This window comes from Stenotrophomonas sp. YJH_SMC_130 (genome assembly GCF_059369035.1).
In genome coordinates this window covers 1-21569 of record NZ_JCAFSH010000003.1, presented here as the reverse complement: position 1 = coordinate 21569, position 21569 = coordinate 1, and the positions used below count along the sequence as shown (strand labels likewise).

General features: G+C 65.7%; 21 protein-coding genes. 12 read left to right on the top strand and 9 right to left on the bottom strand.

The features are described 5' to 3' along the window. Positions 1-46: 46 nt before the first annotated feature. Complete coding sequence (gene lpdA, locus AC5P5V_RS06330) at positions 47-1855, top strand: dihydrolipoyl dehydrogenase (RefSeq protein ID WP_154351455.1); 1809 nt, start codon at positions 47-49, stop codon at positions 1853-1855. Between the two features lie 642 nt (positions 1856-2497). On the opposite strand, the gene AC5P5V_RS06325 is transcribed toward lpdA, so the two are convergent. Beyond that, positions 2498-3316, bottom strand: coding sequence for a hypothetical protein (locus AC5P5V_RS06325; protein WP_134969343.1), 819 nt, complete (start codon positions 3314-3316; stop codon positions 2498-2500). A gap of 456 nt (positions 3317-3772) precedes the next feature. On the opposite strand from AC5P5V_RS06325, the gene AC5P5V_RS06320 reads away from it, so the two are divergent. The 9 genes from AC5P5V_RS06320 to AC5P5V_RS06280 all read left to right on the top strand — a co-directional run bounded on the left by AC5P5V_RS06320 (position 3773) and on the right by AC5P5V_RS06280 (position 10989). After that, on the top strand, positions 3773-4138 hold the full coding sequence (locus AC5P5V_RS06320; protein WP_014648497.1) for a hypothetical protein: 366 nt from the start codon (positions 3773-3775) through the stop codon (positions 4136-4138). 31 nt (positions 4139-4169) lie between these two features. Then, positions 4170-4970, top strand: coding sequence for a F0F1 ATP synthase subunit A (atpB, locus tag AC5P5V_RS06315; protein ID WP_005411134.1), 801 nt, complete (start codon positions 4170-4172; stop codon positions 4968-4970). A 73-nt stretch (positions 4971-5043) separates the two neighbouring features. Continuing rightward, positions 5044-5349 carry a F0F1 ATP synthase subunit C gene (gene atpE, locus AC5P5V_RS06310; protein WP_005411133.1) on the top strand — a complete coding sequence of 102 codons (306 nt, stop codon included), beginning with the start codon at positions 5044-5046 and terminating at the stop codon, positions 5347-5349. Positions 5350-5455: 106 nt separating this feature from the next. Further along, positions 5456-5926 (top strand): F0F1 ATP synthase subunit B, encoded by a 471-nt coding sequence (locus AC5P5V_RS06305; RefSeq protein WP_005419512.1) that lies wholly within the window; start codon positions 5456-5458, stop codon positions 5924-5926. A gap of 2 nt (positions 5927-5928) precedes the next feature. Continuing rightward, positions 5929-6456: a F0F1 ATP synthase subunit delta gene (locus AC5P5V_RS06300; protein ID WP_005411131.1), complete on the top strand. Its 528-nt coding sequence runs from the start codon at positions 5929-5931 to the stop codon at positions 6454-6456. Between the two features lie 44 nt (positions 6457-6500). After that, on the top strand, positions 6501-8048 hold the full coding sequence (atpA, locus tag AC5P5V_RS06295) for a F0F1 ATP synthase subunit alpha (RefSeq protein ID WP_005419511.1): 1548 nt from the start codon (positions 6501-6503) through the stop codon (positions 8046-8048). Positions 8049-8145: 97 nt separating this feature from the next. After that, entirely contained in the window at positions 8146-9009 is an 864-nt protein-coding gene (atpG, locus tag AC5P5V_RS06290; RefSeq protein WP_005411129.1) for a F0F1 ATP synthase subunit gamma, read from the top strand. Between the two features lie 37 nt (positions 9010-9046). Then, the gene (gene atpD / locus AC5P5V_RS06285; protein WP_005419510.1) at positions 9047-10453 is read left to right on the top strand and encodes a F0F1 ATP synthase subunit beta; all 1407 of its coding nucleotides are present in this window, start codon (positions 9047-9049) and stop codon (positions 10451-10453) included. Between the two features lie 113 nt (positions 10454-10566). Continuing rightward, the gene (locus AC5P5V_RS06280; protein ID WP_005419509.1) at positions 10567-10989 is read left to right on the top strand and encodes a F0F1 ATP synthase subunit epsilon; all 423 of its coding nucleotides are present in this window, start codon (positions 10567-10569) and stop codon (positions 10987-10989) included. An 84-nt stretch (positions 10990-11073) separates the two neighbouring features. Here the strand turns inward: AC5P5V_RS06280 and AC5P5V_RS06275 are convergent, their stop codons facing one another. Further along, positions 11074-11457 (bottom strand): GtrA family protein, encoded by a 384-nt coding sequence (locus tag AC5P5V_RS06275; RefSeq protein WP_134968203.1) that lies wholly within the window; start codon positions 11455-11457, stop codon positions 11074-11076. A gap of 83 nt (positions 11458-11540) precedes the next feature. On the opposite strand from AC5P5V_RS06275, the gene glmU reads away from it, so the two are divergent. Both glmU and AC5P5V_RS06265 read left to right on the top strand, forming a co-directional pair. Further along, complete coding sequence (gene glmU / locus AC5P5V_RS06270) at positions 11541-12908, top strand: bifunctional UDP-N-acetylglucosamine diphosphorylase/glucosamine-1-phosphate N-acetyltransferase GlmU (RefSeq protein ID WP_134968204.1); 1368 nt, start codon at positions 11541-11543, stop codon at positions 12906-12908. After that, the gene (locus AC5P5V_RS06265) at positions 12877-13410 is read left to right on the top strand and encodes a GNAT family N-acetyltransferase (RefSeq protein WP_134968205.1); all 534 of its coding nucleotides are present in this window, start codon (positions 12877-12879) and stop codon (positions 13408-13410) included. The genes glmU and AC5P5V_RS06265 overlap by 32 nt, the downstream gene beginning before the upstream one ends. Before the next feature lie 56 nt (positions 13411-13466). Here AC5P5V_RS06265 and AC5P5V_RS06260 read toward each other — a convergent pair whose 3' ends face one another. From AC5P5V_RS06260 to AC5P5V_RS06230, 7 genes are all read right to left on the bottom strand, one after another. After that, positions 13467-14819 carry a sensor histidine kinase gene (locus AC5P5V_RS06260; RefSeq protein WP_061479883.1) on the bottom strand — a complete coding sequence of 451 codons (1353 nt, stop codon included), beginning with the start codon at positions 14817-14819 and terminating at the stop codon, positions 13467-13469. Continuing rightward, positions 14816-16162, bottom strand: coding sequence for a sigma-54-dependent transcriptional regulator (locus tag AC5P5V_RS06255; RefSeq protein WP_061479882.1), 1347 nt, complete (start codon positions 16160-16162; stop codon positions 14816-14818). Before AC5P5V_RS06255 ends, AC5P5V_RS06260 begins: the two co-directional genes overlap by 4 nt. A 123-nt stretch (positions 16163-16285) precedes the next feature. Continuing rightward, positions 16286-16672, bottom strand: a complete 387-nt coding sequence (locus AC5P5V_RS06250; RefSeq protein ID WP_134968206.1) for a PDZ domain-containing protein — start codon at positions 16670-16672, stop codon at positions 16286-16288. A gap of 1 nt (position 16673) precedes the next feature. After that, positions 16674-17891: an ABC transporter permease gene (locus AC5P5V_RS06245; protein WP_231352301.1), complete on the bottom strand. Its 1218-nt coding sequence runs from the start codon at positions 17889-17891 to the stop codon at positions 16674-16676. 20 nt (positions 17892-17911) lie between these two features. Further along, entirely contained in the window at positions 17912-19210 is a 1299-nt protein-coding gene (locus tag AC5P5V_RS06240; protein WP_049435876.1) for an ABC transporter permease, read from the bottom strand. Positions 19211-19220: 10 nt separating this feature from the next. Further along, positions 19221-19946 carry an ABC transporter ATP-binding protein gene (locus AC5P5V_RS06235; protein ID WP_014038558.1) on the bottom strand — a complete coding sequence of 242 codons (726 nt, stop codon included), beginning with the start codon at positions 19944-19946 and terminating at the stop codon, positions 19221-19223. Positions 19947-19974: 28 nt separating this feature from the next. Further along, positions 19975-21252: an efflux RND transporter periplasmic adaptor subunit gene (locus AC5P5V_RS06230; RefSeq protein WP_134968207.1), complete on the bottom strand. Its 1278-nt coding sequence runs from the start codon at positions 21250-21252 to the stop codon at positions 19975-19977. Positions 21253-21569 lie beyond the last annotated feature (317 nt).

Genomic DNA, 21569 nt, shown 5'->3' with positions numbered 1-21569 from the left:
AGTGACAGCCCGCCGGCCCTGCCGGCCGGGCACAAGGAAAACCACCATGGCCACGATTGAAGTCAAGGTTCCCGACATCGGCGATTACAGCGATGTTCCGGTGATCGAAGTGTTGGTCGCCGTCGGCGACACGGTGAAGAAGGACCAGGGCCTGGTGACCCTGGAGTCGGACAAGGCCACCCTGGAAGTGCCGTCCTCGGCGGCCGGCGTGGTCAAGGAGATCAAGGTCAAGCTGGGCGACACCTTGTCCGAAGGCGCCGTGGTCGTGGTGCTGGACGCTGAAGGCGCCGCCGATGCCCCGGCCAAGGCCGCTGCGCCGGCTCCGGCTGCGGCCGCTCCGGCCAGCAAGCCGCCGGTGACCCCCTCGCACCGCGCCCCGGCCGAGCCGGTGGCACCGAAGCCGGCGCTGTCCAGTGGCAAGCCGGCCGACATCGAATGCGAAATGGTCGTGCTGGGCTCCGGCCCGGGCGGCTACACCGCCGCCTTCCGCGCCGCCGACGTTGGCCTGGATACGGTGCTGGTCGAGCGCTACGCCAGCCTCGGCGGCGTCTGCCTCAACGTCGGTTGCATTCCGTCCAAGGCGCTGCTGCACGCCGCCGCGGTGATCGACGAAGTGGCCCACGCCGGCGATTTCGGCGTCGAGTTCGGCAAGCCGACCATCACCCTGGACAAGCTGCGCCAGTACAAGGAAAAGGTCGTCAACCAGCTGACCAAGGGCCTGGCCGGCATGGCCAAGCAGCGCAAGGTCCGCAACGTGCAGGGCGTCGGCAGGTTCATCTCGGCCAACGAACTGGAGATCACCGCCGCAGACGGCAGCACCCAGCTGCTGCGCTTCCAGAAGTGCATCATCGCCGCGGGTTCGCAGGCGGTGAAGCTGCCGAACTTCCCGTGGGACGACAAGCGCGTGATGGATTCCACCGACGCGCTGGAGCTGGCCGAAGTGCCGGGCTCGCTGCTGGTCGTCGGCGGCGGCATCATCGGCCTGGAAATGGCCACTGTGTACAGCGCACTGGGCAGCAAGGTCACCGTGGTCGAGTTCATGGACCAGCTGATGCCGGGCGCCGACAAGGACCTGGTCAAGCCGCTGGCCGACCGCCTGAAGAAGCAGGGCATCGAAGTGCACCTGAAGACCAAGGCCTCGGGCGTCACTGCCGATGCCAAGGGCATCACCGTGACCTTCGAGGCGGCCGAGGAAGGCCAGGCGCCGGCGCTGGCGCAGGGCACGTTCGACCGCGTGCTGGTGGCCGTGGGCCGCTCGCCGAACGGCAAGAAGATCGATGCCGAGAAGGCCGGCGTGCAGGTCACCGACCGTGGCTTCATCCCGGTCGATCGCCAGATGCGCACCAACGTGCCGCACATCTTTGCCATCGGCGACATCGTTGGCAACCCGATGCTGGCCCACAAGGCCACGCACGAGGGCAAGCTGGCGGCTGAAGTGGCCGCTGGCCACAAGAAGGAGTGGGTGGCGCGGGTGATTCCGTCGGTGGCCTACACCAACCCGGAAATCGCCTGGGTCGGCGTCACCGAGACCGAAGCCAAGGCCAAGGGCCTGAAGGTCGGCGTGGCCAAGTTCCCGTGGGCCGCCAGCGGCCGCGCGATCGGCATCGGTCGCACCGAGGGCTTCACCAAGCTGATCTTCGACGAAGAGACCCACCGCATCATCGGCGGCGCGATCGTCGGCGTGCATGCCGGTGACCTGCTGGCCGAGATCGGCCTGGCCATCGAGATGGGCGCGGAAGCCGAGGACATCGGCCACACCATTCATGCGCACCCGACACTGAGCGAGTCGGTGGCGATGGCCTCGGAAATCTACGACGGCACGATCACCGATCTGTATATGCCGAAGAAGAAGTAAGGCGCCCGCGCCGTTCCGAACGAAAAGCCCTGGCAGTTGCCGGGGCTTTTTGTTTCTTCGTTCGACGCCGTTGCGAGCGTTCGGGCCGCTGCGCGGGTGGCAGGCATTTGGACAAATGTCCCCCGTCGCCCGCCTGCGGCGGTCGCCTCCTCCTTTACTTTGTCCAAATGCCTGCCACCCGCGCAGCGGCTCGGCTTGCGGAAAGTCGAGAGTCGGTGCTCAGGCCGCCTGGATGCATGACACGCGGAGGGAGCGGGGGCTGTGTGCGAAGTAAAGGAGGAGGCGTCGGCCTCAGGCCGGCGCCGGGGGACATTCGCACGCAGCCCCCGCTCCCTCCAGCGCTCGACCCAGCTTGCATCTGCGGCAACTGCCACCGCTCGCAGCGGTTCGGCTTGCTGAAAGTAGAGCCACTGCCACTGCAAAGGCCGCGTGGATGCCTGATACGCGGGGGGAGAGGGGCTTGTGTGCGAAGTAAAGGAGGAGGCGTCGGCCGCAGGCCGGCGCCGGAGGACATTCGCACGCAAGCCCCTCTCCCCCCGCGCTCGACCAACCCGCTTCTGCTTGACCGTGCAAACAAAAAAGCGCGGCCCCGATGTTCCGGAGGCCGCGCCAGGAGAGAGAATGCCGTGGAAGGGGCGGGTGTCAGAACACGAAGCTGACGCCGGCCACCGGGCCCTTGAATTCCTGCTTCAGGCCGATGGTGCCGTCGCTGCCCTTCTTGTCCGCATCGAGCTTGAACCAGTCGTAGCCGGCGAACACACCGAAGTTCCTGGTGAAGCGGTAATCGACGATGGCGTTGGCGCGGCTCAGATCGCCCTTGTAGTCATCGAAGCTGCCCCAGCGCGTGTTGAGGTACTGGCCCTGCAGGGTGATCATCCACTTCTCGGACGGGGTGAAGCTCAATCGCGCACCGACCACCGGCGCCACGCCGTCGGTCTTCTCGTTGAGGAACTGGCCTTCGTACACGGTGCCCAGATCGGCGTAGGCCTTGGTGCTGACCTTGGCGTACTCGGCACCCAGCTGCAGGCCCAGGTCGAACGTATCGGTGTCCACCACCGAGTAGTCATAGACCAGGCTGGCCACCTGGTACTTCAGTTCGCCCTTGACGAAGCTGCCGGACGGCACGTTGACGTCACCGAAGGAGATGTCCTGGCCGAGGGTCTCGCGGCGATCCTTGTCGTACTTGAAATAGTTGAACAGCAGGCGCTGGCGGTTGCTGATGCGGAACATGCCGTCAATGCGCGGCTCCCACTCCTTGCCACCCAGCTTGAAGTCCTCGGAGAAGCCGATGTCCTGGCCGGCGACATTGGTCTTGCCGCGGAGCGTGTTGTCCGAGTCGATGTTCATCGCACCCAGGCGCAGGGCAAAGCGGTCGTCGCCTTCGGCGGCGTGGGCGGCGGTGGCGAACGAGGCGCCGACGGCGAGCAGGGAGAGAGCGAGCAGGGTGGGTACGGGGCGCATCGAAGAGTCCTTGCAGTGGTTCATCAGAATGAAGACCACTGTGCCGGACAGGCCCGTCCACCATCCGTGAACGTATGGTCCACGGCATGTGCACGGTTCAGTGCTGTCGCGACGATGCAAAAAGATGGCCCCGGAGACGGGCTTCGGGGCCATCGTGGGACCTGCGGGGTGGAGCCGACGAGGATGCTGCAGGCAGGTCGAAAGATCGGACCTGCGCATCCGGCGAAAGTTCCTCGCCTGCGACCAAAGTTCAATACTGCGGTGCAGCATCATGCGGACGTCATTGTCCCCCGGGTGGTACGCAAAAATGTAACCGTTACCGCAACTTGCGGCTTCCAGGGATGAACAGGCAGCGGTTGTCTCGCAAATTGTCCCATTGCTATAATTTGGCGGCTCGATGAGGCCCCCCTGCTGTAGCCGCCTCAGCCTTCCACTTGCAACCACGCGGGACGTCCTGTGCTGAACTCCGTTGATGCGGGTCGGCGACTGATGCTGCGCGCCGCGGTCTACCCGCTGGCCGCGGTCGCTGTCCTGGCCCTGGCCTTCCTGCTGGTCGGTCCGAAATACGCCCTCGGCGCGCTGGCGTCCGGTGTGGCCATTTCGGCCGGTGGCTGGGTGGCGGCAAGGATGGCGCTGGGGGGCGGTGCGGTGGCCGCAGGATCGGCGATGGCTCGCCTGATCATTGCGATCGTGGCCAAGTGGGTCGTGGTTTTCGGCGTCCTGCTGGTGGGGTTCCTGGTCTTCAAGCTGCCTGCATTGGCGCTGTTGGCCGGTATCGCCGTCGGCTTGATGTTCCAGGTCCTGGCCATGGCCAGGCGTTGACAGAATTCAATTAACTGAAGGTTCCGGACACATGGCGGGCGAGGCTCTAACCCCTACCAGCTACATCCAGCATCACCTGCACAACCTGACCGCGCCGGTCGGCAAGGGTGAGGGTATGTTCTGGCATATCCACGTCGATACCTTCCTCACTGCGGTCCTGATGGGCCTGGTGATCGTTGTCGCGTTCTGGCTGGGCACCCGCAAGGCCACCGCCGGCGTGCCGGGCAAGTGGCAGGCCTTCGTCGAGATCTGCCTGGAGTTCGTCGACCGCCAGGCCAAGGACACCTACCACGGCAAGAGCAAGCTGGTCACGCCGATCGCCATCACCATCTTCTTCTGGATTCTGCTGATGAATCTGCTGAAGATGATCCCGGCCGATTTCATCGCCAAGCCGCTGGAATGGGCGGGCGTGCACTACTGGAAGCCGGTCCCGACCGCTGACGTCAACGCCACCCTGGGCATGGCCATCAGCGTGTTCTTCCTGATGCTGTTCTTCGCGCTCAAGTCCAAGGGCCTGGGCGGCTTCATCAAGGAATTCCTGACGGCGCCGTTCGGCAAGTGGATGATGCCGTTCAACCTGATCCTCAACATCGTCGAGTGGCTGAGCAAGCCGATCTCGCTGGCGATGCGACTGTTCGGCAACATGTTCGGCGGCGAAATCGTGTTCCTGCTGATCTGGGTGCTGGGTGGTGCCGGTTTCTTCGGTGCCATTGCCGGTGGTGTGTTCGGCCTCGGCTGGATGCTGTTCCACCTGCTGGTGATCCCGCTGCAGGCCTTCATCTTCATGATGCTGTCGATCGTGTACCTGAGCCTGTCGGAAGACGCTCACTGAGTTTCAAGCTTCAACGCGTTTCAACCTTCATCCGTTTCATCACCCTTAGCAACTTAAGTTCCTGGAGATAACCATGTACTTCGCCGTCCTGACCAACTTCGCGCAGATTCAGAGCTCCACCGCCCTTGCCGTCGGCATCATGATCGGCCTGGCCGCGCTGGGCGCCGGTCTGGGTCTGGCCATCATGGCTGGTAAGTTCCTGGAGTCGGCCGCCCGCCAGCCGGAACTGATCCCGGTCCTGCAGGTCCGCATGTTCATCACCGCCGGCCTGATCGACGCCGCGTTCATCATCTCGGTCGCCGTTGGCCTGCTGCTGGCCTTCGCCAACCCGCTGTCGGCTGCCTTCGCTGGCGCCGTCACCAAGGCTCTGGCCGGCTGATACAGCGGTTTGAGACGACCGGGTGCTGATGCACCCGGTTTCGGATGAAGGCCGGATGTGCCGCTTCGGCGGCGCGTCCACCCCGAAACCAGCGATCGAGCTAACCATGAATATCAATTTCACCCTTCTTGCGCAGGCGCTGGCCTTCGCTGGTCTGATCTGGATCATCGCGACCAAGATCTGGCCGCCGCTGATGAACGCGATCGAAGAGCGCCAGCAGAAGATTGCTGAAGGCCTCGCTGCTGCCGACCGCAGCCAGAAAGATCTGGCCCAGGCGCAGGAGAAGGTCAACGAAGCGCTGAAGGAAGCCCGCACCAAGGCCAACGAGATCATCGATCAGGCCCATGCGCGTGCCAACCAGATCGTTGATGCTGCCCGCAACGAAGCGATCACCGAAGCCACCCGTCAGAAGGAACTGGCCCAGGCTGAAATCGACGCCGCCGCCAACCGTGCCCGTGAAGATCTGCGCAAGCAGGTGTCCGCGCTGGCCGTGACCGGTGCCGAAAAGCTGCTCAAGCGCGAAATCGACGCCAACGCCCACAAGGCGCTGCTCGACGAGCTGGCCTCGGAGATCTAAGGATGAGCCAGGCCCTCACGCTTGCCCGCCCGTACGCCCGCGCCGCGTTCGCGACCGCGCGCGACGAAGGCGCGTTCGCGCCGTGGTCGGACGCCCTGGCGTTCTCCGCCCACGTCGCCGCCGATCCGCGCGTGGCGGCCCTGCTCGCCAACCCGGAGCTGGGTCGTGACGACGCCGTCGCCCTGCTGGCGCCGGTGTCCCACGGCGAGACCTACTCGCGCTTCCTGGCCATCCTGGCCGAATCGCATCGCCTGCCGCTGCTGCCGGAAATCTCCGGCATGTTCGACGCCCTGCGCGCCGAAGCCGAGCACGTGGTCAAGGCCACCGTCACCTCGGCTGCCGAACTGTCGGCCGGTGAACTGGACGCGATCAAGGTCGCGCTGCGCAAGCGCTTCAACCGCGAGGTCGACGTGACCACCGCGGTCGATGCCTCGCTGATCGGCGGCGCCGTGATCGACGCCGGCGACGTGGTCATCGATGGTTCGCTGAAGGGCAAGCTGGCCCGTCTGCAGACCGCGCTCGCTAACTGAATTCATTTAACGTCCGGCCCCGCTGCCGGCACTAGGACTTGACGATGGCAACCACGCTCAACCCCTCCGAAATCAGCGAACTGATCAAGAACCGCATCGAGAAGGTCAAGCTGGCCGCGGAATCGCGCAACGAAGGCACCGTGACCAGCGTGTCCGACGGCATCGTGCGCATCTTCGGTCTGGCCGACGTGATGCAGGGCGAAATGATCGAACTGCCGAACAACACCTTCGCACTGGCCCTGAACCTGGAGCGCGACTCGGTCGGCGCCGTGGTCCTGGGTGACTACGAGCACCTGCGCGAAGGCGATGTCGCCAAGACCACCGGCCGCATCCTGGAAGTGCCGGTCGGTCCGGAACTGCTGGGTCGCGTCGTGAACGCGCTGGGCGAGCCGATCGACGGCAAGGGCCCGCTGGGCACCGACCTGACCGCTCCGGTGGAGCGCGTTGCTCCGGGCGTGATCTGGCGCAAGTCGGTCGACCAGCCGGTGCAGACCGGTTACAAGTCGGTCGACTCGATGATCCCGATCGGCCGTGGCCAGCGCGAGCTGATCATCGGTGACCGCCAGACCGGCAAGACCGCCATGGCGATCGATGCGGTGATCAACCAGAAGGGCACCGGCATCAAGTGCGTGTACGTTGCGATCGGCCAGAAGGCTTCGACCATCGCCAACATCGTGCGCAAGCTGGAAGAGAACGGCGCGCTGGCCCACACCATCGTGGTGGCCGCGACCGCTTCCGAATCGGCTGCCATGCAGTACATCAGCGCCTACTCGGGCTGCACCATGGGTGAGTACTTCATGGACCGCGGCGAAGACGCGCTGATCGTGTACGACGATCTGTCCAAGCAGGCTGTCGCCTACCGCCAGATCTCGCTGCTGCTGAAGCGCCCGCCGGGCCGCGAAGCCTACCCGGGTGACGTGTTCTACCTGCACTCTCGCCTGCTGGAACGCGCTGCCCGCGTGTCCGAGGAATATGTCGAGAAGTTCACCGAAGGCAAGGTCACCGGCAAGACCGGTTCGCTGACCGCGCTGCCGATCATCGAAACCCAGGCTGGCGACGTGTCCGCGTTCGTTCCGACCAACGTGATCTCGATCACCGACGGCCAGATCTTCCTGGAAACCGACCTGTTCAACGCCGGCATCCGCCCGGCCGTGAACGCCGGTATCTCGGTGTCGCGCGTCGGTGGCTCGGCCCAGACCAAGATCATCAAGAAGCTGTCGGGCGGCATCCGTATCTCGCTGGCCCAGTACCGTGAACTGGCTGCCTTCGCGCAGTTCGCCTCGGACCTGGACGAAGCGACCCGCAAGCAGCTGGAGCGTGGCCAGCGCGTCACCGAGCTGATGAAGCAGAAGCAGTACGCGCCGATGTCGATCGCCAACCAGGCGCTGTCGATCTACGCCGTCAACGAGGGGTACCTCGACGACGTGCCGGTCAACAAGCTGCTGGCGTTCGAAGAAGGCCTGCACGCCCACTTCGCCAATACCCAGGGCGAGCTGATCAGCAAGGTCAACGCTACCGGCGGTTGGGACAACGACATCGAAGGTGCCTTCAAGAAGGGCATCGCCGAGTTCAAGACCACCGGCAGCTGGTAATCGCGGTCCTGTAGAGCGGAGCCAGCGGCTCCGCTGGACCAGATGACAAACGGTTGAACAACGCGGGGCATCAGCCCCGCGCCACGGGAAACAAGAGATGGCAAGCGGACGCGAAATCAAAACCAAGATCAAGAGCGTGCAGAACACCCGCAAGGTGACGCGCGCCCTGGAAATGGTCTCGGCCTCCAAGATCCGCAAGGCGCAGGATCGGATGAAGACCTCGCGTCCGTACGCGCAGGCGATGAAGCAGGTGATCGGTCACCTGGCCCAGGCCAGCACCGACTACCAGCATCCGTTCCTGGTCGAGCGTGAGCAGGTAAAGCGGGTCGGTTTCATCGTGATCTCCTCCGATCGCGGTCTGGCCGGCGGCCTGAACAACAACCTGTTCCGCAAGATGCTGGGCGAAGCCAAGGCATGGCAGGACAAGGGTGCCGAAGTGGACCTGGTGACCATCGGCCAGAAGGCATCGACCTTCTTCCGCCGCGTGAAGGTCAACATGGTCGGCAGCGTGACCCACATCGGCGACGTGCCGAAGCTGGAATCGCTGATCGGTGTGATCAAGGTCATGCTCGACGCCTTCACCGAAGGCAAGATCGACCGCGTGTACCTGGTCTACAACCGCTTCGTGAACACCATGGTGCAGAAGGCCAGCTTCGATCAGCTGCTGCCGCTGCCGCCGGCCGAGAAGCAGGTCGCTCACCACGACTGGGACTACCTGTACGAACCCGATGCCGCGACCGTGCTGGAGCACGTGATGACGCGTTACATCGAGTCGCTGGTGTACCAGGCACTGCTGGAAAACGTCGCCTCCGAGCATGCCGCACGCATGGTTGCGATGAAGGCGGCGAGCGACAACGCCAACAAGCTGATCGGCACCCTGCAGCTCGTCTACAACAAGGCGCGCCAGGCAGCGATCACCCAGGAAATCTCCGAAATCGTCGGCGGCGCGGCAGCAGTCTGACCGCGTTCGTTCAAAGCACACATTAGAGGATGCAGCAATGAGTCAGGGCAAGATCGTTCAGATCATCGGCGCGGTCGTCGACGTCGAATTCCCGCGTGAATCGGTGCCGAAGGTGTACGACGCACTGAAGGTCGAAAACACCGAGATCACCCTCGAAGTCCAGCAGCAGCTGGGCGACGGCGTGGTGCGTACCATCGCCCTCGGTTCCACCGACGGCCTGAAGCGCAACCTGGTTGCCGTCAACACCGGCCGCGGCATTTCGGTGCCGGTCGGCGCCGGCACCCTGGGCCGCATCATGGACGTGCTGGGCCGTCCGATCGACGAAGCCGGCCCGGTCGCTGCCAGCGACAACTGGGAAATCCACCGCGCTGCGCCGTCGTATGAAGACCAGTCCCCGGCCACCGAGCTGCTGGAAACCGGCATCAAGGTCATCGACCTGATGTGCCCGTTCGCCAAGGGCGGCAAGGTCGGCCTGTTCGGCGGCGCCGGCGTCGGCAAGACCGTCAACATGATGGAGCTGATCAACAACATCGCCAAGGCGCACAGCGGCCTGTCCGTGTTCGCCGGCGTGGGTGAGCGTACCCGTGAGGGCAACGACTTCTACCACGAAATGAAGGACTCCAACGTCCTGGACAAGGTGGCGATGGTGTACGGCCAGATGAACGAGCCGCCGGGCAACCGCCTGCGCGTCGCGCTGACCGGCCTGACCATGGCCGAGTACTTCCGCGACGAGAAGGACGAAAACGGCAAGGGCAAGGACGTCCTGTTGTTCGTCGACAACATCTACCGCTACACCCTGGCCGGTACCGAAGTGTCGGCACTGCTGGGCCGTATGCCGTCCGCAGTGGGTTACCAGCCGACCCTGGCCGAGGAAATGGGCGTCCTGCAGGAGCGCATCACCTCGACCAAGAACGGCTCGATCACCTCGATCCAGGCCGTCTACGTTCCCGCGGACGACCTGACCGACCCGTCGCCGGCGACCACCTTCGCCCACCTGGACTCGACCGTCACCCTGTCGCGTTCGATCGCCTCGCTGGGTATCTACCCGGCCGTCGATCCGCTGGACTCCACCAGCCGCCAGATGGACCCGCTGGTCATCGGCCACGAGCACTACGACACCGCCCAGCGCGTCCAGCAGACCCTGCAGAAGTACAAGGAACTGAAGGACATCATCGCGATCCTGGGCATGGACGAACTGTCCGAAGAGGACAAGCAGGCCGTGTCGCGCGCCCGCAAGATCGAGCGCTTCTTCAGCCAGCCGTTCCACGTGGCCGAAGTGTTCACCGGTTCGCCGGGCAAGTACGTGCCGCTGAAGGACACCATCCGTGGCTTCAAGGCCATCGTCGATGGCGAGTACGACCACCTGCCGGAGCAGGCGTTCTACATGGTCGGCGGCATCGAAGAAGCGGTCGAGAAGGCCAAGAAGATGGCCGAGAAGGCCTGATCCGGGACGGGCAGGAGCGATCCTGGCCGACCTGACGCCGGCGCCGGGCAACCGCCCGCGCCGGTGGACCCCCACGGTGGCATTGCGCCGCCGCGAACAGCGAAGAGATTTGCATGAGCACGATCCGTTGCGACATCGTCAGCGCCGAGCAGGAAATCTTCCGTGGCGAAGCGACCCTGGTCGTGGCCACCGGTGAGCTGGGCGAACTGGGCATCGCGCCCAAGCACGCGCCGCTGATCACCCGCCTGAAGCCGGGCAAGGTGGTGGTGACCACGCCGAACGGCGAGCAGCTGGATTTCGCCATTTCCGGCGGCATCCTGGAAGTGCAGCCGCAGGTGGTGACCGTGCTGGCCGACACCGCGATCCGCGCGCAGGACATCGACGAAGCCTCGGTCCGCAAGGCCAAGGAAGAAGCCGAGCGCATCCTGGCCAACCGCGGCGAAGCGATGGAAGTGGCCGAAGCCCAGCAGAAGCTGGCTGAAGCCGTCGTCCAGCTGCAGGCACTGGAACGCCTGCGCAAGAATCTCAAGCACTGAGGTTCGCGCTGCACCCACGAGAACGCCGGCCCTGTGCCGGCGTTTTTGTTTCTGCTGGCAGCGCCGGGGCGTGTGTCGGTGGTATCAGCGATACACCACATGGCGCATCAACAGGAACGACACGCACGCCAGCCCGCCTTCCACCAGCGGCTTGGCCAGCCACGTGTACTGCAGGCCCAGCGCCTGGTCGACCAGGCTGACCAGCAGCGTGCTCGCTGCCGTCAGCAGCAGCCACAGCCCGAAGAAGCGTGCAAAGCGCTTCCATCCCAGCTTGCGGGTGCCGGCCTCGGCAAAGGTGTAGCGGCCGTTGAGCCAGAAGCCCAGCAGCATGCCGGCCAGGCGACCGGCGATGTTGGCCGGCGCAACCGGCATGCCCAGCGCGGTGGCGACCACGAACACCAGCCAATCGACCAGCAGCTGCACGAGCCCGATCACGAGGTAGGTGCTTCCCTGGCGGAGCAGGCTCATCGGCATGATGAAGGAGGAGGGATGCCCATGTTAACGGCCCACGCTCTAGAATCACCGGCAACGAACTACGGACTGCTGCTCCCATGACCCAAGCCCTGCACGTCATCATCCTCGCCGCCGGCGCCGGCAAGCGCATGAAGTCGGTGCTGCCGAAGGTGCTGCAGCCGATCGCCGGCCAGCCGATGCTGGCGCACGTGATCGATACGGCCCGCGAGCTGCAGCCGGCGGCCATCCACGTGGTTTACGGCCATGGTGGCGAGGCGGTGCGTCAGTACTTCGCCGGCCAGCCCGACCTGCAGTGGGCCGAACAGGCCCAGCAGCTCGGTACCGGCCACGCAGTAACGCAGGCAATGCCGCAGGTTCCCGACGCTGCGCAGGTGCTGGTGTTGTACGGCGATGTGCCGCTGATCCGCGCGCAGACCCTGCGCGACCTGCTGGCGCAGCCGGGCCGGCTGGCAGTGCTGGTGGCCGATGTCGATGACCCGAGCGGTTACGGCCGGGTGCTGCGCGATGCAGAGGGCAAGGTGGGCGCCATCGTCGAGCAGAAGGACGCCACCGACGACCAGCTGCGCGTGCGCACGATCAACACCGGCATCATCGCCGCAGAGTCGACCGCGCTGCGCCGCTGGTTGTCGCAGCTGTCCAACAGCAATGCGCAGGGCGAGTACTACCTTACCGATGTGTTCGCGTTTGCCGCGCATGAGTACACCCCGGCCGAGATGGCCCTGGTCGCCGATGCACAGGAGGCTGAGGGCGCGAATGATCCGTGGCAGCTGTCGCAGCTGGAACGCGCCTGGCAGCGCCGTGCGGTGCGTGCGCTGTGCGCTCAGGGCGCGCGCGTGCGCGACCCGGCACGCCTGGATATCCGTGGCACCGTCACCGTGGGCAGCGACGTGCTGATCGATGTCGACGTTGTTCTTGAAGGCAACGTCGTGCTCGGTGACGGCGTTACCGTAGGCCCGTTCAACCGGCTGAAGGACGTCAACCTGGGGCCCGGCACCGAAGTGCGCGCGCATTGCGACCTGGAAGGCGTGGTCACCGACGGTGCCGCGCAGGTCGGCCCGTTCGCACGCTTGCGGCCGGGTACCGTGCTGGCCGATGGCGTACACGTCGGCAACTTCGTCGAAACCAAGAAGGTCACCCTCGGCGTCGGCAGCAAGGCGAACCATCTCACCTACCTGGGTGACGCGGTGATCGGCAGCAGGGTGAACATCGGTGCCGGCACCATCACGTGCAACTACGATGGCGTGAACAAGTCGACCACCACCATCGGCGACAACGCTTTCATCGGCTCCAACAGCTCGCTGGTGGCGCCGATCACCATCGGCGAGGGCGCGACCATCGCTGCCGGGTCGGTCATCACCCGCACCGCACCGGACGGCAAGCTGACGCTGGCACGTGCACGACAGGAAACCATCGATGGCTGGAAGCGCCCGGTCAAGAAGTCCTGAGCCACGGGTGCCGCGCACCGATGAGCTGGGTGTGCTGCCGGCGATCGAACAGCGTGCCGGTGAACTGCTGAGGGGCCACGAGGCCTATCCGGTGTTTGCCGGCCACGGCCTGGACCTGCCGACGCTGCAGGAAGGTCGTGAGCGTGGACAGCTCTGGGTGGTGGATGGCGCCGGCGGCGGCATTGCCGGCTACCTGCTGGCCGGCGACCTGGCAGGCGAGTTCCATGTCCTGCAGATGGATGTGGATCCAGCGCACGCGCGTCGTGGCCATGGCCGTGCATTGCTGCGGCATGCCTTGGCGCAGGCCAGGGCCACCGGCTTTGCTGCAGCGGTGCTGACCACCTTGAGCGATGTGCCGTGGAATGCAGCCTTCTATGCCAGCGAAGGATTCGTTGAAGTGCCGGAGGCGGAGTGGAATGATGGCCTGCGCGCCGTCATGGCCGAAGAGGCTGCGCTCGGGTTTCCGATGCACCTGCGGGTGGCGATGCGGCGGGTCTGGTAGGTGCCGACCCTGGTCGGCACATCCACGCATGGCGTGGATCTACCCGATCGGCCCGCTCACCCCACCGGCAACAGGATCGACACGCACAGCCCGCCATCACCGCGGTTCTGCAGCGACACCCGCCCACCGTGCGCCTCCACGATCTCGCGGGTCAGTGCCAGTCCCAACCCGGTACCGTTGCGCTTGGTCGAATAGAACGGCATCAGTGCGTTCTGCAGCACCTGCTCGTTCATGCCCTTGCCACGGTCCAGCACATCCAGGCGCAGCCATTGCGGCAACCGCGTCAGCTGCACCTGCACGTCATCATTGGGCGGATCGGCTTCGGCACAGGCTTCATGCGCGTTCTTCAGCAGGTTCAACAGCGCCTGCCCGAACTGCGCGATGTCGATCCGGCTGCTCAGTTCCTCCTCCGGTTCACGTTCCATGCTGAACGGAATCTGCTGGCGCAGGCTGGACAGGAAGGGCGCCCAGTGCACGGTCTGCAGTTGCGGTTGCGGCAGCTTGGCGAAGCGCGCATAGCCACGGATGAATCCTTCCAGGTGGCGCGCGCGGTCTTCGATGGTGGTGAAGATCTCCGGCAGCCGATCGAAGCGCTCGCGCTGCACCAGCACGCCACCGGAGTGGGCCAGCGAGGCGATCGGTGCCAGTGAGTTGTTGAGCTCGTGGCTGATCACCCGGATCACCTTCTTCCACGTCTGCACTTCCTGGCGGCGCAGTTCGGCGGTGAGCAGGCGTACCAGCAGCAGGTCGTGCGGGCGGCCGTTGAGCTGGAAAGATCGGCGTGAGAGGTGATAGACCTGTTCGTCGTCCTCATCGCCGTCTTCGCCTTCCGCATGCACCGCGAACAGGCTGTCGCCGCCACGGGCGATGGCATCGCGCAGCTCCACCGGCACCTGTTCCAGCACCTCTTCCAGGCGCTGGCCTTCCAGCTTCCAGCCGCCATGCAGCAGCTTGCGCGCGGCCAGGTTGGAGAACACCACGCGGGCGATGCCATCGCCGCCGGAAGCAATCAGCAACATCGCCACCGGGGTGTTCTGCACCATGGTGTCCAGCAGCAGTTCGCGCTGCACCAGGCCCTGCCGCTGCTCGCGCAGCACGTCGCCCAGTTCGCGGTGCGCCTGCACCAGGTCACCCAGTTCGTCGTTGCCCGGCCAGTACACACCGAAGTTGTACTCACCGTCGCGGTAGCTGCTGGTGGTGCCGGCCAAGGCGCGCATCAATGAACGTACCGGCGCGGTGGCACGGCGCAGGGTCCACCACATCAGCGACAGCAGGATCAGCGCCGACACCGTGGTCACCACCCAGCCGTGGTCCATCCAGTAGGCCAGCAGCCACGGCAACGCGGCGGCCAGCGCCAGCACCGGCAGCAGGCGCAGGAACAGGCGGAAGGTGAACGAGCGCCGTTTCATTCGCGTGGGATGCCGTGCCGGTCCATGCGCCGGTACAGTGCCTGGCGGCTCAGGCCGAGTTCGGCGGCGGCCTGGGCGATGACGCCGTGGTTGCGCGCCAGCACATCCTCGATGCGCGCACGGTCAGGATCAGTGCCGGCACTGGCTGCCGGTCGCGGCGCAGGTGCGGCACGCGGCAGGTTCAGGTCGGCCACTTCGATGCGGTTGCCGGTCGCCAGCAGCTCGGCCCGCTGGATCACGTTGCGCAGTTCGCGCACGTTGCCGGGCCAGGGGTGCCGTTGCAGGGCCGCGGTGGCGGCGCTGGAAAGTGGCTTGCCGGCGGTCAGGAAGCGCTCGGCCAGGGGCACGATGTCGCCCGGGCGCTCGGCCAATGGTGGCAGTACCAGTTCCACCGTATTGAGGCGGTAGTACAGGTCTTCGCGGAAGGTGCCGTCGCGGATCATCGCCGGCAGGTCGGCATTGGTCGCGCTGACCACGCGGACTTTGACCTGGCGCTCGCGGTTGGAGCCCAGGCGCTCGAAGCGGCCGGTTTCCAGCACGCGCAGGAGCTTCATCTGGCCGCCCAGCGACAGGTTGCCGATCTCGTCCAGGAACAGCGTTCCGCCGTCGGCGGCTTCGAACTTGCCCTCGCGTGCCTTGTTGGCGCCGGTATATGCGCCGGCCTCGGCACCGAACAGTTCGGCCTCGATCAGTTCCGAGGGCAGGGCGCCGCAGTTGACCGTGATGAACGGGCCCTTGGCCACCAGTGAATTGGCCTGGATGATCTGCGCGATCTTCTCCTTGCCAGCCCCGTTGGGGCCGGTGATCAGCACCGGCAGTTCGGAGCGCGCGACCTGGCAGGCCAGCGCGATGATGCGCTCGCTGGCCGGATCGGCGAAGACCGCACCACACAGCTCGTACTTTTCTTCCAGCGCATTGCGCTGGCGCAGCTCACGGCTGCGGCGGCGGTCCAGCTCGCGCCGCGCCTCGGACAGCTCGAGCAGGTTGTTGACCGTGGTCAGCAGCTTGCGGTCGTCCCAGGGCTTGGCCAGGTAGTCGGCGGCGCCGGCCTTGACCAGGTCCACCGCACTGCTCAGGTGGGTCCAGGCGGTGAGCAGGATCACCGGCAGGTCCGGGTGGCGCGCGCGGATCTGTGCGAACAGGTCTTCGCCTTCTTCGCCGGAGGTGGTGTCCTCGCTGAAATTCATGTCCTGGATCACCAGGTCGACCGGCTGCGACTCGAGCAGGGCCAGCCCTTCGGCCGGGCTCTGCGCCTGCAGGGTGTCGATGTCATGCAGGGAGAACAGCACGTCCAGCGCGGTGCCCACGCTGGCGTTGTCGTCGATGATCAGGATCGAAGGCATCAAGCAGTTCTGCAGAAAGGGATGGGCGGCGCCGATGGAGCCGTGTTCGTATCCATACGCCGGGAGAGCCCGGCGCCACCCATCAAGCATAGCCAAAGCCGTGGCGACGAGGGCGGGCTGGTTTCAGCGCCGCGCTGGTGGAGGCGGTGGTGCCGGCGGTGGCGGAGCGACCAGCGCCAGCCGCCATGAGGCGGCGTCCACCGGGACGGTGAGCTCGCGTTTGTCGCGGCGCAGCAACAGGTACGCAGTCGGGGCACTGGAATGCCGCAGCGCATCGGCAAGATGCTCGATCCGCCGCACAGCCGTATCGTCCAGGCGCAGGATGCGGTCGCCGCTGCGCACGCCGAAGCGGGCTTCCGGACGCGCGGCTTCCACCCGTACCTGGCCCTCGGTCGAGCGCAGCGCCAGGCGGGCATCATCCTGGCGCCATTCCAGCGTCTGCGAGCTGCCACCGCCGGCCAGCGCCGGCAGTGGCAGCAGTGCCATCAACAGCACCCGGCAGGCACGCATCTTACGCGCCCCGCGTGGCAACTGCGGGTGGGACCGCTGCCGCGCGCCGGGCCGGCCCGAACACCGCGATCTGGCCCAGCACCCACAGCAGCAGCGCACCCAGCGGCAGGTAGTACAGCGGCATGCGCGGCAGCTCGTACAGGTTCATCAGTGCCAGATTGATCGCGTAGGCTGCCAGCATGCCCAGCACGATCCCCAGCGAGGCCAGCAGGAAGTTCTCGGTCTGGAAGTAGCGCAGGATCTGCCCGCGGGTGGCACCGAGTGCGCGGCGGATGCCGATCTGCTTGCTGCGCTGCTGCACCCAGAAGCTGGCCAGGCCGATGATGCCCAGCGCAGTGACCACCAGCAGCGAGATGCTGACGGTGATCAGCAGGCCGACCATCGCGCGGTCGTTCTTGAAGAAGTCCTTGCGCTGGTCTTCATAGGTCAGCTTGTCGCGCATCAGCCGGTTGGGATCGTTGCGTTCCAGCGCGGCGGCACCGGCATCGAGGACCTCCTGGCGGCGCTCTGGCGAAGTGCGCAGCACATAGGTGCCACCTTCATCGAAGGTGCGCCGCATGGGCAGCAGCATCGAGTTGGTCCAGTTGTCATTCCAGCCATTGGGTGTGCTGAGCGTGTCGACGATGCCGACCACATGCAGCGGCTGCTTGCCCATGTAGTAGGTCTTGCCCAGCGCACTGCCGCTGGGTTCCATCTTGGCGGCGGTGGCCTGGGTGAAGATCACCGGAATCGCCTTTTCCTTGGCGCCGCCCTTGCTGGCGTCTTCGAAGTTCTGGTATTCGTCGGGCAGGAAATCGCGGCCTGCGATCAGGTTGATGCCCATCGTGGCCAGCCCGTTCTCGGACAGGGTGTACATCGAGGCGTTGGTGGTCGGCCGTTCCTGGTCGACCTCGCGCGAGATGCTGCTGCTGGACGAGCCGTTGCGGAAGGGAACCTGGTTGATGATGGTGACGTTGCTGACGCCAGGAATTGCGCGCAGCGATGCCAGGTCCTCGCGGGTGCGGGCCATGGCATCGGTCTGCTTGCCGATGCCGCTGACGCGGAGCATCACCAGTTCGTTCTCGGCGATGCCGCTGGGCATGCTGATCTTCTCCACGCGCTGGCTGACCAGGAACAGCGCGTTGCAGACGATGGCGCAGGTCAGTGCGACTTCCAGCACGATCAGGGCAGCGGCAGTCTTGTGCCGGCGCAGCGTGCTGATGATGGGGCGGATGTCCATGGGAGTCCTCGTTCGGGTGCTTACTGCGACTTGAGCTGGATGGCCGGAGTGACCTGCATGGCGCGCCAGGCAGGCAGGAAACCGGCGGCAAGGCTGGCGAACAGGGTCAAGCCCAGCGCAAGCAGCAGCATGTTGCCGTCCAGGTGGGCCAGCTTTGCGTACTCCACCGGTTGCTGGCGCACCGCGAACAGGCCGAGCAGGGCCAGGCCGATACCCAGCACGCCACCGACCACGCCGACCGCACCTGCTTCCACCAGGCATTGCAGGAAGATCTGGCCGCGGCTGGCACCGAGCGCGCGGCGCACACCGATCTCACCGCTGCGACGCAGGAACTTGGCCAGCAGCAGGCCCACCGTGTTGACCAGGCAGACACCCAGGAAGCCCAACGCCAGCCACAGCTGCAGGCGCACGTCGCTGGGCACCGCGCCGTTGAAGTCCAGCCATTCCATCACGGTGCGCAGGCGCACGTTCGGCGGATGCTTGAAGCGGCCGGCCTCGCGCTGCTGGGTCGAGTAGTTCTCCAGGTAACGACGGTAGTCGCCAGCCTTGGCCGGGTCCATCTCCACCCAGTACTGCAGCCACGCGCACGGTGCGTTGAGCGAGTAGCTGTTGCCGTCCGGATTCTCGCCGAAGCAGTTCATGTTGCCGTTGTTGCCCAGCTTCAGGTCGAAGGAGGTGGAGATCGGCAGCAGCAGGTCTTCGTTCTTGCCGTAGCTGCCAGTGGTCAGGTCGTAGAAGTGCGGCTCCGGGCTCCATTCCTTCATCACGCCGACGATGCGGTAGCTCTGGCCTTCCATGCGCAGGTCGCGGCCCACGCTGTTGGCGCCCTGGTACAGCTTGTCATTGAGCGCCTTGGAGATGACCACCACGCGCGCACGGCCTTCATCGTCCTCGCGCGTCCAAGGGCGGCCGTACTGCATGGGCACCTCGAACATCGGAAAGAAGTCGGCCGAGGTCCAGCGGGTGTCGATGCTGAAGGGCTTGAGGGTGCTGTTGTCCGGTTCGATGGTGCCGCCGCCGCCGCTCATCAGCGCCTGGCGCTCGCCCTTGGCTTCGCGCAGCAGGGCTTCACCGTCGAAGCGGGTCAGCTGGGTTTCCGGTTCCTCGCCGGCGACGTAGGCGCCGGTCGCGGCGTCGAGCTGGACGTAGAACAGGCGGTCGCTCTTGCCGGGAATCGGGTCACCGGACAGCACGTGGAACACGGTCAGGGTGGTCATCGAGGCGCCGATGCCGAGCGCGATGGCAACCACCATCAGCGCGGTCAGGACCTTGTTGCGGCGGAAGCTGCGCACCGCCAGTCGGGCGTAGTAGGCGAACATGGTGGGGCCCTCACTCGTTGACGGCGACGATGTGGCGCGGCGGCGTGGCCAGCACCGGCTCGCGCACCAGGTCGGTCACCTGGCCATCGACGATATGCACGTTGCGCTGCGCGCGCGCGGCCAGTTCCGGATCGTGGGTGACCATCACGATGGTGGTGCCGGCAGCGTTGATCTCCTCCAGCAGCTCCATCACGCCGCGGGCCATCTGCGTGTCCAGGTTGCCGGTCGGTTCGTCGGCCAGCAGCAGGCGCGGGCTGCCTGCCAGGGCACGTGCGATCGCCGCGCGCTGCTGCTGGCCGCCGGACAGCTCGTTCGGGTAGTGCTTCATGCGCGAGCCGAGGCCGACCTGGGTCAGCGCCTTCTCGATGCGTTCGCGGCGCTCATTGGCGCTCATCTTGCGGTAGCGCAGCGGCACGTCGACATTGTCGAACAGGTTCAGGTCGGGGATCAGGTTGAAGCCCTGGAAGATGAAGCCGATCTTCTGGTTGCGCAGGCGGCTGCGGGCGTCATCGCCCAGCGTGCTCACATCCTGCCCGTCCAGCATGTAGGTACCGCTGGTGAAGGTTTCCAGCAGGCCGGCGATGTTGAGGAAGGTGGTCTTGCCGGAGCCTGACGGGCCGGTGACCGCGACGAACTCGCCTTCCTTGACCTGCAGTTCCAGTGAGCGCAACGCGTGGGTTTCCACCTGTTCGGTGCGGAAGACCTTGGCGACCGAACGCATTTCGAGCATGTACATGGGGTGTCCTCTCTCCAGGATTCAGGTATCAGTTGACGGAGACGCGTTCGGCGTCCTTGAACAGGTCGCTGCCGGAGACCACGATGCGGTCGCCCGGTTGCACACCCGACTTGATTTCCACTTCGCCCAGGCTGCTGACGCCCAGTTCCACCGGGCGGCGCACGGCGGTGCGGCCATCCATCACGTAGGCCACGCCGTTGCCCTGTTCGACAAACGGACCGCGCTCGACCTTCAGCACGTTCTTGCGGGTATCGAGCAGCACGCGTACCGACATCCGCTGGCTCTGGCGCAGGCCTTCCGGCTGCGCGCTGGCGAAGCGCACGCGGGCATTGACCTCGCCATTGACCACTTCCGGCGACACCGCGCTGATCTCGCCCGGGAACGGCTGGCCGTTGCCACCGGTCAGCTGGGCGGGCATGCCGATCGCCAGGTCGCGGGCGAAGCTCTCCGGCACCTTGATCTCGACCTCGAACTTGGACAGGTCGACTACGCCCAGCACCGGCGCGTTGGCGGCCAGGTTGGTGGACTGCACGGCCTGCACCTGGCCGACCTGGCCATCGAAGGGCGCGCGCAGGGTCAGCGCATCGACCTGGCGCTGCACTTCGGCCACCACCGCTTTCTGGCGGTCGGCCAGCAGGCGCTTGTTGCGGGCATCCAGGTCGGCGCCCTGGCTCTGCAGGCGCGCATCGGTGGTGGCATTGGCCAGGGCGATGTCGGCTTTCTTCAGCGAATCCTTGGCCTTGGCCAGGTCGATCTGCGGTACCGCGCCGCCGTCGTAGCCGCGCTGGTAGCGCTGCAGGTCACGGTCGGCGGCCTGCCGCTCGATGGTGGCCTGGTCGGTTTCCTTGCGTGACTTGGCACGGGCCAGGGTCGCGTCCAGCGCGGCGCGGCTGGCCTCGGCTTCCAGGCCGGCCAGCGTTGCCTGTTCCTGGGCCAGCTTGCTGCGCAGTTCCGGGCTGTCGATGATCGCAAGCTCCTGGCCCTTCTTGACCACGTCACCGGCGACGACCTTCAGGTCCACGGTACCGGCCGAGATCGCGTACAGGATCGGGCTGTTGGCGGCGATCACGCGGCCGTCGGCAGCGATGTCACGGACCAGGTCGCCCCGCTTCACCTCGGCGATGCGCACGCGGCTGCTGTCGAAGGAGCGACTGGCGTTGGACCAGGCGTGCACGGCCCAGCCGATGCCGGCGAGTAGCACGATGGCGCCCAGTGCCGGCCAGCGGTAGCGGTGCCAGCTTGCGCGGGTGGTGCCGGCCGGGGCGGAGGAAACGATCTGGTCCTGTGCGGAAGTGTCGCGGATCATCGGGTGCGTGCCTGACGGTGGTAGCCAGTACCAAGCACGTAGCGTGCCAACTTTATTTCCTTTCAGGTCAATGGGTTGGGAGTTTCGGGGAAGTGTCCGGGTGTCCGCGGACACCTTTCCGGACACTTTCATTAAGCGGACAGGAGGGGGAAGCCGGACACGCAGGCTAGAATGCGGCAATCGTCTTCAAGGAAACGCGTGACATGTGTGGAATCGTGGGTGCGATCGCCGATCGCGACGTAGTACCGGTACTGATCGAGGGTCTGAAGCGCCTTGAATACCGTGGCTACGATTCCTCGGGCATCGCCGTGATCGAC

Bases quoted from the DNA above. Each gene is read 5' to 3' on its own strand.
- lpdA (WP_154351455.1), top strand. From the start codon at position 47: ATGGCCACGATTGAAGTCAAGGTTCCCGACATCGGCGATTACAGCGAT.
- AC5P5V_RS06325 (WP_134969343.1), bottom strand. From the start codon at position 3,316: ATGCGCCCCGTACCCACCCTGCTCGCTCTCTCCCTGCTCGCCGTCGGC.
- atpB (WP_005411134.1), top strand. From the start codon at position 4,170: ATGGCGGGCGAGGCTCTAACCCCTACCAGCTACATCCAGCATCACCTG.
- atpE (WP_005411133.1), top strand. From the start codon at position 5,044: ATGTACTTCGCCGTCCTGACCAACTTCGCGCAGATTCAGAGCTCCACC.
- AC5P5V_RS06305 (WP_005419512.1), top strand. From the start codon at position 5,456: ATGAATATCAATTTCACCCTTCTTGCGCAGGCGCTGGCCTTCGCTGGT.
- AC5P5V_RS06300 (WP_005411131.1), top strand. From the start codon at position 5,929: ATGAGCCAGGCCCTCACGCTTGCCCGCCCGTACGCCCGCGCCGCGTTC.
- atpA (WP_005419511.1), top strand. From the start codon at position 6,501: ATGGCAACCACGCTCAACCCCTCCGAAATCAGCGAACTGATCAAGAAC.
- atpG (WP_005411129.1), top strand. From the start codon at position 8,146: ATGGCAAGCGGACGCGAAATCAAAACCAAGATCAAGAGCGTGCAGAAC.
- atpD (WP_005419510.1), top strand. From the start codon at position 9,047: ATGAGTCAGGGCAAGATCGTTCAGATCATCGGCGCGGTCGTCGACGTC.
- AC5P5V_RS06280 (WP_005419509.1), top strand. From the start codon at position 10,567: ATGAGCACGATCCGTTGCGACATCGTCAGCGCCGAGCAGGAAATCTTC.
- AC5P5V_RS06275 (WP_134968203.1), bottom strand. From the start codon at position 11,457: ATGAGCCTGCTCCGCCAGGGAAGCACCTACCTCGTGATCGGGCTCGTG.
- glmU (WP_134968204.1), top strand. From the start codon at position 11,541: ATGACCCAAGCCCTGCACGTCATCATCCTCGCCGCCGGCGCCGGCAAG.
- AC5P5V_RS06265 (WP_134968205.1), top strand. From the start codon at position 12,877: ATGGCTGGAAGCGCCCGGTCAAGAAGTCCTGAGCCACGGGTGCCGCGC.
- AC5P5V_RS06260 (WP_061479883.1), bottom strand. From the start codon at position 14,819: ATGAAACGGCGCTCGTTCACCTTCCGCCTGTTCCTGCGCCTGCTGCCG.
- AC5P5V_RS06255 (WP_061479882.1), bottom strand. From the start codon at position 16,162: ATGCCTTCGATCCTGATCATCGACGACAACGCCAGCGTGGGCACCGCG.
- AC5P5V_RS06250 (WP_134968206.1), bottom strand. From the start codon at position 16,672: ATGCGTGCCTGCCGGGTGCTGTTGATGGCACTGCTGCCACTGCCGGCG.
- AC5P5V_RS06245 (WP_231352301.1), bottom strand. From the start codon at position 17,891: ATGGACATCCGCCCCATCATCAGCACGCTGCGCCGGCACAAGACTGCC.
- AC5P5V_RS06240 (WP_049435876.1), bottom strand. From the start codon at position 19,210: ATGTTCGCCTACTACGCCCGACTGGCGGTGCGCAGCTTCCGCCGCAAC.
- AC5P5V_RS06235 (WP_014038558.1), bottom strand. From the start codon at position 19,946: ATGTACATGCTCGAAATGCGTTCGGTCGCCAAGGTCTTCCGCACCGAA.
- AC5P5V_RS06230 (WP_134968207.1), bottom strand. From the start codon at position 21,252: ATGATCCGCGACACTTCCGCACAGGACCAGATCGTTTCCTCCGCCCCG.